Raw genomic sequence first — 13,448 nt, forward strand, 5'->3', positions numbered from 1 at the left:
AGATATTATTATTCTAAACAAAACACATGAAGAAATCTCTACTTTTCTTTGCTTTGGTTCTTGCGAGTTATGGTACCATCCAAGCTCAAGTAACCACTAGTAGCATGACGGGTGTCGTTACGGAGTCTACAGGACATGCCACCTCGGGAGCTACTATTAAAGCTACACACGTACCTTCCGGAACCGTTTACTCTGGATCAGCAAATGTTGCAGGTCGTTTCAACTTATCAAACATGCGCGTAGGAGGTCCTTACCGCATTGAAGTGACTTACGTAGGACAAAGTCCTGTTATCTATGAGGATGTATTCTTACAGTTAGGTCAGCCGTTTATCCTTAATCCAGTTTTCGCAGACAGCACGACATCGATCGAAGAGGTAGCTGTGACTGGAAGAAACTTAAGAAGTACTGAAAAAAATGGCGCTTCGACAGTTGTTAACCGTAATCAAATTGAAAATTTACCTTCAATTTCACGTAGTGTAAATGATTTGACGAGATTAACGCCACAAGCAAATGGAACATCAATCGGTGGTGGAAATTATCGTTCAAACAATTTCTCTGTGGATGGTGCGAACTTTAACAATCAATTCGGTATCGGTCAAAACATCCCTGCGGGAGGTTCTCCTATCTCAATTGATGCGATCGAACAAATTGCTGTTAACGTAACTCCATTTGACATTCGTCAGTCAGGTTTTACAGGCGCTGCGATTAATGCGGTAACTCGTTCTGGTTCTAACAAGTTTTTTGGATCAGCTTTCTACACAGGAAGATCGGACAAACAGCAAGGTACACGTGTTGGAGATGTTCAGGTTCCATTCAGTGACATGAGCGAAAAACAATATGGATTTAGCTTAGGTGGCCCAATCATCAAAAACAAATTATTTTTCTTCGTTAACTTAGAGCAAACTAAAACAACGACTCCTGGCCCGACAAAAATTGCTTCCATTAATGAATCGGATTTTGGTACAGAAAGTTTTTATGCTAGACCAACTGTAGCATTTATGAACGAGGTTAGCAATTACTTAGTGAATAATTATGGCTACGATCCAGGAGCTTATCAGGGATATTCAAACAAAAGCAACAACGACAAGATATTTGCTAAAATAGATTGGAATATTGCTGAAAACCATAAAATTAACTTTAGATACAATCAAGTTCTTGCGAAAAGCCCTTCTTCTTTAAGTAACTCTTTTAGTGGGTCGAACTTAACAGGCTTAAGCCGTACAGGTTCGAATGCATTGCACTTCAGCAACTCAAACTATTTTCAAGAAACTAACTTATATGCAGCTGTAGCTGAATACGCTGGTGTATGGGGAAATACAAGCAACACAATCCGTGTTTCTTACGTTAATCAAAACGAGCCAAGATCATATGATGGTGGTGCATTTCCTTTAGTGGACATTAAAAAGGATCAAGACGTTATAACAACTTTTGGTACTGATCCATTCTCTTATGGAAATCTGCGTGATGTAGAGACATTAACTGCATATTGGGATGGGAACTATTCATTCCAAAAACATGATTTTACGTATGGTGCTCAGTTCGAAACAAGTACGACTAAAAACGGATTTCAACGTTTTGGAACTGGATACTATTTGTTTAACTCTTGGGAAGATTTCGTAAACGGAAATAAAGCTGCTAATTATGCACTTACCTATTCTCTAAATGCGGATGGATCACAAGCATTCCCTTCATTTAAATTCAATCAATTATCATTCTTCGTTCAAGATCAATTTAACGTCAATGATAAGTTGAAAATTACTGGAGGTTTACGTTTGGAGCTACCAAGCTATCCAAATGTTGATCAGATGAAAACTCATCCAATGGTTGCTGAGCTTGATTTAGCGGGTGGTTTGAGATTGAATACTGGAAATATGCCTAAAACAAGACCGATGTTATCACCAAGAATCGGTTTCAACTACGATGCATTCGGTGACCGTTCTTTAATCTTTAGAGGTGGAACAGGTATCTTCACGGGACGTATTCCTTTTGTTTGGATCGTTGCTCAATCTGGTGATGCTGGAATGCTTCAAGCTTCTCAAGTTTACACGGGTTCAGCTGTTCCTGATTTTAGCCCTGATGTTAGTGCAAACGTTCCTGCGACATTACCTACAGCAGGTACTTTCATTCCTTCAGCTGTTTCTGCGATGGATGAGAATTTAAAATTCCCTTCGACTTGGAAATCAAGTTTTGCAGTTGATTACACATTGCCTTGGGGTATTCAAGCTACATTCGAAGCTATCTACAACAAGGATATCAATGCTGTTGTAGCAAAGAATGTTAACTTAGTTGAGCCAACAGCCTTGAATATTGATGGATATGCTGATAACCGCTTCATTTACCCAAGCGCAAACAGAGATAAGTACATTTATACATTGACTGACGCTGGTCAACTATCATCGCTTCCAACGGACAGAACAAATTCATTTGTTCCTACTTATATGACTAATGCTAAAGGCGGTCATTATTGGTCAGCAATGTTACAGTTACAAAAATCATTTGTAGACGGATTCAGTGCCTCAGTTGCTTATACAAGATCTGGAGCTAAAAACTTTGGCGATGGTTCAGGAGATCAAATCGCTAACTTATGGGGTATTCCTCAACAATTTAGCGGAAACTCAAATCTTGCATCGTTGAGTTACACTACGAATGTTTTGCCTGATCGCGTTGTGGGATTTGTTAGTTACGAAAACAAATGGATTAAAAACTTAAATACTGCAATTACGTTATTCTATTCAGGTTCTTCTACAGGAAGAGTTTCATACATGTATAGTGCCGATTTCAATAGAGACGGACAGAGCAATGATTTAGTTTATGTTCCTAAAGATGCAAGCGAAATAACTTTCGTTGATATTACCGCTGCTAACGCATCCAATTATGGTGGAAATACTTACACTGCTGCTGAACAGTCTGCTATGTTTTTCGATCTAATTGATAATGATAAGTATTTGAAATCAAGAAAAGGTCAATATGCAGAACGTAATGGTGGTATTATGCCTTGGAGAAATCAATTTGATTTAAGATTGCAACAAGAGATTCTTAGCAACATCGCTGGTAAAAACAATTCTCTTGAAGTTTTCTGGGATGTGTTCAACGTAGGTAACTTATTTAATTCAGATTGGGGAGTTTATAAAACTGCCAACACTGCAATTTTAAGACCGATGAATACTTCGGCATTAACTCCAGATGGAACGACTAAACCAACTTTCAACATCGGTTATGCTAACGGCGATGCAATGAAATCTACGTCGTTTACAAATGAGTCTATTACTTCAACATATTACATGCAATTTGGAGTTAGAATTAATTTCAAATAAGCTATAATCAAAAAGAAGCTTTTCTCTAAAAGCTAAACTTTTTTTCCACATAAAGCCTCGGACTTGTCCGGGGCTTTTTTGTTTTCAGAAATAAAATATCAATTTGATTACTAATATTTCTATATGAAATAGTTTGTTATTTTTTAAGAATATTATTTTAGTAAAAGTAAGTGTTATTTTATGTGTAATTAACTTAAAATAAGTTAGTTATCAACATTAGATTATTGTTAAGTTGCTGAGCTTATTACAAACTATACCTAGCTTTGTAGTACTAATTAACAACTAATTGAATGAAAAAAATACTTTTACTATTCTTCGCTTTAATGGGTGTAACAATTCTTGTGAATGCTCAAATTACTACAGGAAATCTTTCGGGATCAGTAAGCGACCATTTGGGAGTTCCAATTGAACAGGCTACTATTCGTGCAACGCATTTGCCGACCGGAACTGTTTATACAATTTCGTCCAACGCTACAGGACGATTTAATTTGGCCAACTTAAGGGTGGGAGGGCCTTATAAAGTTGACATCTCCTATGTAGGAAAAGAACCTTTGGTTTATAATGACGTATATATCCAATTATCTCAGCCTTATCTGCTAAATGCTATTTTCGGTGATAGCAACACAGCAATTGAAGTTGTTACCGTGACTGGTCATTTGTCAAATACACAAAAGAACGGGACTTCTACTGTCATAAATCGAACGCAGATTGCCAACCTGCCTTCCATATCCAGAAGCGTCAATGATTTTACGCGATTAACGCCTCAAGCTAATGGAACGTCGATTGGAGGAGGAAATTATCGGTCGAATAACTTTTCTGTCGATGGAGCGAATTTTAACAACCAATTTGGCATCGGGCAGAATATTCCGGCAAACGGCTCGCCAATATCCATCGATGCGATTGAACAAATTGTAGTCAATTTAACGCCGTTCGACGTTCGTGAATCTGGGTTTACTGGTGCTGCAGTAAATGCTGTAACCCGATCAGGAACAAACAATTTTTTTGGATCGGCTTTTTATGCTGGTCGATCGGATAATCAGCAAGGAACTCGAGTAGAAGATGTTTCTGTACCTTTTAGCAAATTACAAGAAAAGCAATATGGTTTTAGTTTGGGAGGACCAATTATCAAAAACAAACTCTTTTTCTTCGTCAATTTAGAACAAAATAAAACGCTTACTCCAGGACCAACGAAAATTGCTTCTATTAATGAGTCGGATTATGGAACTGAAACTTATTTTGCCCGACCAACTGAAAAGTTTTTGAATGAGGTAAGTAGTTATTTAATCAATTCGTATGGTTACGATCCAGGTCCATATCAAGGTTATTCTAACAATAGTAATAATGATAAAATATTTGCTAAAATTGATTGGAACATATCAGACAATCATAAAATTAATTTCAGGTACAATCAAGTTTTAGCTAAGACACCTCAAACAATTAGTAGTTCTTTTACGGGATCTGGTATAAACAGTACTGGATTAAGCAGAACTGGTGACAATACCATACATTTTAGCAATTCAAATTATTACCAAGAAACAAACTTGTTTTCGGCTGTTGCTGAATATACCGGTTTATGGGGAAATACCAATAATACGGTACGGCTTTCTTACGTCAACCAAAATGAACCACGTTCTTATGATGGTGGTGAATTTCCTTTAGTGGATATCAAACAAGATGAAAATATTATCACAACTTTTGGTACAGAACCATTTTCCTATGGTAATCTGCGCGATGTGGAAACTTGGACAGCTTATTGGGATGGAAAGTACTCCATCGGAAAGAATGATTTTACTTACGGGGCTCAATTTGAAACCAGCACCACTAAAAATGGATTTATGCGATTCGGAACTGGCTATTATCTATATAATTCTTGGGATGATTTTGTAAATGGCACGCGGGCTGCAAATTATGTGATTACCTATTCGTTAAATCCAGATGGGTCGCAGGCTTTTCCTTCGTTCAAATTCAATCAACTTTCTTTCCTTTTGCAAGATCAATACACTTTTAATGATAGATTTAAATTAACTGGGGGATTACGTTTGGAAGTTCCGATGTATCCAAGTGTTCCAGAAATGCAAACACATCCAATGGTTGCTGAATTGGAGTTTGCTGATGGCTTAAAATTAAATACAGGTGCCATGCCCAAAGCTAGCGTGATGGTTTCTCCAAGGATTGGATTTAATTATGATGCTTTGGGAGATCGCTCGTTGATTTTACGTGGTGGAACTGGAATTTTTACTGGCCGTATTCCTTTTGTTTGGATCGTTGCACAATCAGGCGATGCCGGAATGCTTCAAGCAACTCAAATATTTACAGGAGCAGACGTGCCAGCTTTTAGTCCCGACATTAAAGCCAATATTCCTTCGACATTGCCTGCTGCAGGAACATTTATTCCATCTTCTATTTCAGCGATGGATGAAAATTTAAAATTCCCATCCACATGGAAATCAAGTTTTGCGGTTGACTATAAATTGCCTTGGTGGGATTTGCAGGCAAGTGTTGAAGCCATCTACGATAAAGACATTAATGCTGTTGTGGCAAAAAATGTAAATTTAGTTGATCCAACCCCAATGAATATCCCAGGTTACAATGACCATCGAATGATTTATCCAAATGCAACCGCAGAAAAATACATTTATTCATTAACTTCTGCGGGGCAAGTTTCCGAAACGGGTACGAATTCATTTGTGCCTACTTACATGACTAATGCGGAAGGTGGACATTATTGGTCAGTGACTTTGCAGTTGCAAAAAGCATTTGACAAAGGATTTTCTGGATCCATTGCCTACACAAAATCTGGAGCTCAAAACTATGGCGATGGCTCAGGTGACCAAATAGCTAATTTATGGTCGATTCCTCCAAATTCAAGTGGAAATTCAAACAATCCTTCACTAGGTTACACCACAAACGTACTGCCTGATCGTGTTGTTGGATATGTGTCGTATGAAAATGCTTGGATAGCAAAATTAAAAACATCTGCAACACTGACTTATTCCGGTTCTACATCTGGAAGAGTATCATATATGTATAGCTCAGATTTCAATCGTGACGGTAATACGAATGACTTAATTTATATTCCAAATGACCCAAGTGAAATCACATTTGTAAATGTCTCATCATCTAGCGCGGCGAATTATGGTGGAATTGCATATACAGCGCAGGAACAATCGGATATGTTCTTTGATTTAATTGAAAGTGATAAATATTTAAGTTCAAGAAAAGGTCAATATGTTGAACGAAATGGAGGTATTTTACCTTGGCGTAATCAAATTGATTTGAATTTAACACAAGAAATCTTACATAACATTGCTGGTAAAAATAATTCGCTTGAAGTATTTTGGAATGTTTTCAATATTGGCAATTTATTGAATCCAAATTGGGGAGTGTACAAAACTGCTAATGTCTCGCTATTAAGACCTCAAAATGTTTCATCCATAAATCCAGATGGAACGGTTGTCCCAACCTTTAATATTGGATATGCTAATGGTGCCGCAATGAGTGCAACAAATTATACTACAGCATCCATTTCTTCAACTTACTACATGCAATTTGGTGTCAGAGTAAATTTCAGATAAGATTTCTTTTCTCTTGGCAGAAAGAGAAATTTCTTAAACACAAAAGCCACGATTCGTTCGTGGCTTTTGTTTTAGAAATTTGGTTTCAACAAGTACTTATCGTAGAACCTAAAGATATGTTCAACAGCATCTTCGGGCGTATCCACAATTCGATAAAGATTTAAATCTTCTTCCGAAATATTTCCATGTGAAAGCATGGTGTTCTTAATCCAGTCGATCAATCCGCCCCAATAACCAGAACCGACCAAAACAATTGGGAAACGCGCAATCTTACCGGTTTGGATTAAGGTAATTGCTTCGAACAATTCATCCATTGTTCCAAATCCTCCTGGCATCACAATGTATCCCTGAGAATACTTCATAAACATTACCTTGCGGACAAAGAAATAATTAAATTCCAACAGCTTATCGCGATCAATGTATCGGTTATGGAATTGTTCAAATGGAAGGTCTATATTCAGGCCAACAGATTTTCCTCCAGCTTCATACGCACCTTTATTGGCGGCTTCCATAATACCAGGGCCTCCTCCAGAAATCACGCCATATCCCTTTTCAGCTAATAAGCGGGCGATTTCAACCGTCAGTAAATAACTTGGATGATCTTCTGCTGTACGCGCTGAGCCAAAGATGGAAACACAAGGGCCAATCTTTGCTAATTTTTCAAATCCGTCGACGAATTCCGACATGATCTTAAAGATCTGCCAAGAGTCTTTTACTTTTATTTCCTGCCAAGTTTTATTGGCAAATGAATTTCTTATTCTATCTTCTTTAATCATATATTTTGACGATTAGGTTTACAAGATAATCAAATTATCGGGTAAAGGAAATAGGCCGATTGCTAAAAATGCGTCAATTCCTTTTATTTCTTTGAAGTATGTTATATTTGTAAACGATTTAATTTTATTGCATGCATTTCTCTTCCAAATTATTAGAACAAGCTGTAGATGAGTTTGGCAGACTTCCCGGAATTGGCCGTAAAACAGCCTTACGCTTAGTTTTGCACTTGCTCAATCAACCTGATGCCGATGTCAATCGCTTCACAGCTTCTTTGAATAATTTGAAAGAACATATTAAATACTGCAAGACCTGTTTTAATATTTCTGACCTCGAAACCTGTGAGATCTGTGCGACGGCCAAAAGGGATCATGGATTGATCTGCGTAGTTGAAGATACGCGTGATGTGATGGCCATCGAAAATACGAATCAATACAATGGTGTCTATCACGTATTGGGTGGATTAATTTCGCCAATGGATGGTGTCGGACCTTCCGATCTTAAAATCGATGCTTTGGTCGAGAGAATGAGAAATGAAAAGGTTTCTGAAGTGATCCTAGCTTTAAGCGCCACGATGGAAGGTGACACAACTATTTTCTATTTGTACAGAAAGCTAAAAGAGTTCAACATTCACATCAGTACCATCGCACGTGGAATTGCATTTGGTGGTGAACTAGAGTATGTAGATGAAATCACATTGGGCAGGTCCATTGCTACTCGGGTTCCTTACGAAAGGAATGTAGGGTAAGAACAAAACCCTATGGTTTTTTTGTAAAATATAAGGTGTTCTCCGTCACTTCATCATTTTGACTTTCGTCGTTTGCGTTGAGATCAAATAAGACTAAGCTAGTTTTCGTCATGGATAAAATCTCATAAGCTTCTTCGCCTTCATATTCAGATATTAAATTCAGCCGCTTGCCGTCCGCTGACACAGTGTATGAACCATTATCCATTTGAAGAATAATCAAGGTTATTACATAGTTTCCGTTATTATCAAAGTTGTATACGATTTCCCCCAATTCAGGTGTAATTTTAGTATCCTCCACAGATCCGTTTGGATGCGTGATTTTCTTTGCCGTGTAATCCCATTTCCATTTACCTTCTATACCCGTTCCTTGTTCGCCAGTCCCTGTTAATGTATTCGGCATGATGTAAGAATCATCTGAACAAGAAACGACGGAGACCAACAGCAAGACTAAAAAAAATAGATTGCTTAATTTCATAATTTAAGAAATTAGTTAATATGTAAATTATTGCAAAAATAAGTAAATTATTGAAATGCATTAAAGGTATTGCTTGTAGATATTAATCTACACGATCAATAATGTTCCTGCTTATTCGCTAAAAATAGAAGAAAATCGAAACCAATGAACAAATCAATAATTCTTGATGTTATTGAAGTATGCCATCTTTAGAAAAATACAACAAGAAGCGAGATTTTAAAGCGACTTCCGAACCAGAAGGGAAAGAAGCTGTCGGTAAATCCAAATTTAGATTCGTGGTGCAGCGCCATGATGCTTCACGCTTGCATTATGATTTGCGGCTGGAAATAGGCGGTGTTCTAAAATCATGGGCAGTGCCTAAAGGACCATCATTGAATCCCAAAGACAAAAGGCTCGCCGTGATGACTGAAGACCATCCGTTAAAATACTTGACTTTTAAAGGAGAAATTCCCAAAGGAAATTATGGTTACGGAACCATGAGTATTTTTGATTCGGGCACGTTCAAACCTTTAGACAAACGGGCTGATGATGCCCAATTGCAAGAAGATTTAGAAAATGGATCTTTGAAATTTGTGCTTAATGGAAAGGTGCTTAAAGGTGAATTTGCTTTAGTGAAAATGAAATCTTCTGATGACAATGCTTGGCTATTGATCAAACACAAAGATAAATTCGCTGTGTCAGAGGGATATGATTCAGAAGATTTTGTGGATAAAGAAATTAAAGACTGGGGAAAACAATTTAAAGTTGCTAATAAAGGACGAAAAGTTTCAAAAAAAACAGCGAGTAAGTTAGAAACCTCAACTCCTGATGAACAAGAAACTTCTGCAAAAAAAGACAATATTCATTCGCCCATGTTGGCAACGTTATCCGAACGTATTCCTGATGATGGAGAATGGATTTTCGAACAAAAACTAGATGGGTATCGCGCCATTGCGAGCATCGCAAAAAAGAAAGTGAGCTTAAAATCAAGAAATGAGTTATCTTTCGCAAAGCAATTTCCTAGTATTTTAAAAGCTTTGGAAAGCATTCCCCATGAGGTGATTCTGGATGGAGAAATTGTAGCATTCGATAAAAACAAACAATCAAATTTTCAGATTCTAAAAAGTGGAGAACCTTTACCTGCTAAATATCAGATTTATTATGTAGTGTTCGATATTCTTGCTTTGGATGGAAATGATTTGAGGGATTTTACTTTAGTTGAACGAAAAGAATTGTTGGAGCTGTTGCTGAGAAATAATCCACACCCTCAAATTCAGTTGCTGGAAAGTCTGGACATGACGATTGAAAAGGCATTGGCGAAAGCCAAAAAGCAAAAATGGGAGGGTATTATTGCCAAAGAAGCTTCAAGTCGGTATATTTCTGGAAAACGTTCTTCGCTCTGGCGAAAAATCAAATTTCAACAAGCTCAGGAAGCTATTGTTGTCGGTTACACCAAACCACAGGCAGGAAGAAAGTATCTCGGGGCATTAGTGCTCGCTGTTTATGAACGGAAAGAGCTAGTTTACATCGGCAACTGCGGAACTGGATTTACAGATGCAATTTTAAAAGAAGTTTATGAAATCTTGAAGCCTCTGGAAATCAGCAAAAAACCGTTTAACAAGTCAATCGTAGTGGCAAATGAACGCAAAGTTATCTGGACAAAGCCCAAACTTGTAGCTGAAATTGAGTTTGCCGAATGGACGGCAGATCATCATATGCGTCATCCCGTTTTTAAAGCAATTCGAGAAGATAAAAATCCTGAGGAAATCCATCGCGTAATTCCTGTGCGGGATGTGGTGAATGAGCGTGAGCTGGTTTTTGGGAAAAGGAAAGTGAAGTTGACCAATCAAAAGAAAGTGTATTGGCCCGATGACCATCTTTTAAAATCTGATTTGCTGAACTACTATGAGGCCATGGCTGAACTGATTTTGCCTTACCTAAAAGATAAGCCTATATCGATGAACCGCTTTCCGAATGGAATCGATGAACCCAGTTTTTTCCAAAAAGATTTGGACACCAAAAACAGCCCTTCTTGGATCAAAACTGCTTCATTAACGTCAGAGAATACGGGGAAAACGATAGATTACTTGATCTGCAACGATGAAGCAACGTTGTTATGGATGGCAAATTTGGGTTCGATTGAGATTAACCCTTGGCTTTCTAGTTATAAAAAGAAGCAGTTTCCAGATTTCGCTGTGTTGGATTTAGATCCAAATGGGGTGGAGATGGAGAAAGTTGTTCAGGTTGCGCTCTTTGCTCATGAAATTCTGGAATCCATACAAGTTCCAAATTACGTTAAAACATCAGGCTCGGAGGGTCTTCATATCTATATTTATTTAGGTGCTCAATATGACTATGACGTTTCCCGAACATTTGTCCAGATGTTGGCTGAACTAATCAATGAACAATTTGAAGATATCACCAGTGTTGAACGTTCTCCGAGCAAGCGCAAAGGAAAAATCTATTTGGATTATATGCAGAATAAAAAAGGTCAGACCATTGTCGCGCCATATTCTGTTCGCCCTAAACCGGGAGCTACAGTTTCTACTCCGTTAAATTGGGATGAGGTAAATACCGACCTTACAATTGCTCAGTTTACCATGCAAACCGTCGTCGAACGCGTTGGGAAAATAGCAGATCCCTGGCAAACGATTTTTGATGTGAAAGTGAATTTAAAGAAAGCTCTGGAAAAAATTTAGATAACGCATAGTCAGCAGAAAGAATTTTTAATTTTGTGTAATCATTTTGGGATTAAGGATTTATCTCTAGGAAACTCTGCGCCATTCCGCGGATAACCTCTCCAAACAAAGACCACAGAGGACGCTGAGAAGGCACAGAAGGCACAGAGAAATTCAAAAAAAAATAGCGCTTTGATTGCGGTTCTATGCCTTGTCACTCTGAGTGAAACGAAGAGTCTGAAATTTAAGTCTTAGATTCTTCGCTGCGCTACCAATGACAGATTTAATAATGGCTAAGCCATATAGATATTGCTCCGTAGGAACTACCGCTTTGGAACAAGATTAATTGATAAATATATGTGTGCCGTAGGTACGCTCCTTTTGGAAAAGGATTGTACCTACGGCACAAAATATTTCGCTGGCTTTTATTTGCTACAAAGCGGTTGTGCCTACGGCACATTGAGTGGAAAATGTATTGCTTTTGAAATTGCTCCGTAGGAGCAAAATGTTTGTAGGAAACGGATAGGTAATAATAATAGCGTGCCGTAGGTACGCAACAATTTATTTTAAAGCTATATAAATCTTTTCGATTGGTTTGCGTACCTACCGCACGCATTTAATTCTCTTAACTATTTCTACAAACATTCAGCCTCTAACGAGGCTTTAAAATAAAGTATAATCCAACCTCTATTCATTATACTTTACTGCGTTAGGAGTATAGTATTTAGACTTGGGCTGAACAGTCTTTCAGAATTTATTCCCCTTTCGGGAACTGTAGAATCATGCACACACGAAACGCATGTGTTAGCGAAAAATTAATACCCAGAAAGGTTTTTTACTTTTTACTTTTGAACTTTTACTTTGAAAGGCTTTTTACTTTTGAATTTTTACTTTGAAAACCCCAATATTCCCATTGCCTCCGGCAAAATAAACCAAACTTCCAGAAGCTGATTTAGACAGGACATTGTAGCTGTCTTTGGATATGGTTTTCCAGTTTCTTCCGCCATCGGTTGACAGGTCGGTGCCTGAGGTTCCTGTAGCTAAAACAGTTGTTGCATCGATATATTGTACACAAGAACGGTAGCCACCTACAGTAGTGCTCGGCTGTTCCCAGCTTAAGCCGCCATCGAACGTTAATTGTATGGAATTTTGATTGTCTAAGTCGTTTAAATAGTTGCCGCCAACCATAATCCCTGTGTTGTTGTTTATAAAATCGAGCGAGAAAATACCCATGCTGGATTCTCCATGCAAAATCGGAACATCTACTTTGTCGATAGCCAAGGCTTTCTCATCCCGTCGATAAAGACAAGCATATTTACCACCAGTTCCAACCCATAGAACAGTATTCAGCAATTTAATCGAAGTTCCGGATGCGGCAAATCCTGCTTCGCCTTCGTCGGCAATTAAAAATATAAAATCGGTAACGTCCGTCCATGTTTTGCCTTTATTTTTGGTTTTCCATAACTGGAATTTTCCATCAATTGGATCGCCGAATGCGAAACCAACTTTGCCTTCAAAATCAAAACCGTCCATAAAGATTTCCGCACGATCGTCACGAATCACTTCTTTCCATGATTTTCCGCCGTCTGTCGTCCGAAGTATTACTGTCGGAGAACCTGCATTGATAATCAAGGCTTCCTTTTCGCTAAAAACTTCGATATCTCGAAAATCATATTTTTCATAGCCTTTTGGATTGACCCAAGTCCATGTTTTTCCGGCATCCAAAGACTTTCCAACCGTCCCTTTAGAACCACTGACCCAAACAACATGCTCCTTATATGTTCCTAATCCCCGAAAACTAGCATCGTTATTTGCTGATAAAATTTCGATTTCTTGACCGAAAGTAAATAGGGGAAATACGATTGTCAGAATAAAAGCAAGTATTTTCATCAGGATAAATTTTCT

The 13,448-nt window shown here is 38.0% G+C and carries 7 protein-coding genes; 4 read left to right on the forward strand and 3 right to left on the reverse strand.

The features are described 5' to 3' along the window. Positions 1-26: 26 nt before the first annotated feature. Positions 27-3,314 (forward strand): TonB-dependent receptor, encoded by a 3,288-nt coding sequence (locus tag C4F49_RS16395; RefSeq protein WP_196936917.1) that lies wholly within the window; start codon positions 27-29, stop codon positions 3,312-3,314. A gap of 290 nt (positions 3,315-3,604) precedes the next feature. Continuing rightward, the gene (locus C4F49_RS16400; protein WP_196936918.1) at positions 3,605-6,889 is read left to right on the forward strand and encodes a TonB-dependent receptor; all 3,285 of its coding nucleotides are present in this window, start codon (positions 3,605-3,607) and stop codon (positions 6,887-6,889) included. 71 nt (positions 6,890-6,960) lie between these two features. Here the strand turns inward: C4F49_RS16400 and C4F49_RS16405 are convergent, their stop codons facing one another. Further along, entirely contained in the window at positions 6,961-7,665 is a 705-nt protein-coding gene (locus C4F49_RS16405; protein ID WP_196936919.1) for an LOG family protein, read from the reverse strand. A 131-nt stretch (positions 7,666-7,796) separates the two neighbouring features. Between C4F49_RS16405 and recR the strand changes: the two genes are divergently transcribed. Next, positions 7,797-8,411: a recombination mediator RecR gene (gene recR / locus C4F49_RS16410; RefSeq protein ID WP_196936920.1), complete on the forward strand. Its 615-nt coding sequence runs from the start codon at positions 7,797-7,799 to the stop codon at positions 8,409-8,411. Positions 8,412-8,421: 10 nt separating this feature from the next. On the opposite strand, the gene C4F49_RS16415 is transcribed toward recR, so the two are convergent. Beyond that, positions 8,422-8,886 (reverse strand): hypothetical protein, encoded by a 465-nt coding sequence (locus C4F49_RS16415; RefSeq protein WP_196936921.1) that lies wholly within the window; start codon positions 8,884-8,886, stop codon positions 8,422-8,424. A gap of 179 nt (positions 8,887-9,065) precedes the next feature. Here C4F49_RS16415 and ligD point away from each other — a divergent pair, with 179 nt between their 5' ends. After that, positions 9,066-11,564 (forward strand): DNA ligase D, encoded by a 2,499-nt coding sequence (ligD, locus tag C4F49_RS16420; RefSeq protein WP_196936922.1) that lies wholly within the window; start codon positions 9,066-9,068, stop codon positions 11,562-11,564. 852 nt (positions 11,565-12,416) lie between these two features. Here the strand turns inward: ligD and C4F49_RS16425 are convergent. Continuing rightward, positions 12,417-13,433, reverse strand: a complete 1,017-nt coding sequence (locus C4F49_RS16425; protein WP_196936923.1) for a YCF48-related protein — start codon at positions 13,431-13,433, stop codon at positions 12,417-12,419. Between the last annotated feature and the right edge of the window lie 15 nt (positions 13,434-13,448).

The organism is Sphingobacterium hungaricum (assembly GCF_015210005.1).
In the GTDB taxonomy this organism is placed as follows: Bacteria; Bacteroidota; Bacteroidia; order Sphingobacteriales; family Sphingobacteriaceae; genus Sphingobacterium; species Sphingobacterium hungaricum.

What these genes read in the sequence shown, in the direction of transcription:
- C4F49_RS16395 (WP_196936917.1), top strand. Translation starts at nt 27, where the DNA reads ATGAAGAAATCTCTACTTTTCTTTGCTTTGGTTCTTGCGAGTTATGGT.
- C4F49_RS16400 (WP_196936918.1), top strand. Translation starts at nt 3,605, where the DNA reads ATGAAAAAAATACTTTTACTATTCTTCGCTTTAATGGGTGTAACAATT.
- recR (WP_196936920.1), top strand. Translation starts at nt 7,797, where the DNA reads ATGCATTTCTCTTCCAAATTATTAGAACAAGCTGTAGATGAGTTTGGC.
- C4F49_RS16405 (WP_196936919.1), bottom strand. Translation starts at nt 7,665, where the DNA reads ATGATTAAAGAAGATAGAATAAGAAATTCATTTGCCAATAAAACTTGG.
- C4F49_RS16425 (WP_196936923.1), bottom strand. Translation starts at nt 13,433, where the DNA reads ATGAAAATACTTGCTTTTATTCTGACAATCGTATTTCCCCTATTTACT.
- C4F49_RS16415 (WP_196936921.1), bottom strand. Translation starts at nt 8,886, where the DNA reads ATGAAATTAAGCAATCTATTTTTTTTAGTCTTGCTGTTGGTCTCCGTC.
- ligD (WP_196936922.1), top strand. Translation starts at nt 9,066, where the DNA reads ATGCCATCTTTAGAAAAATACAACAAGAAGCGAGATTTTAAAGCGACT.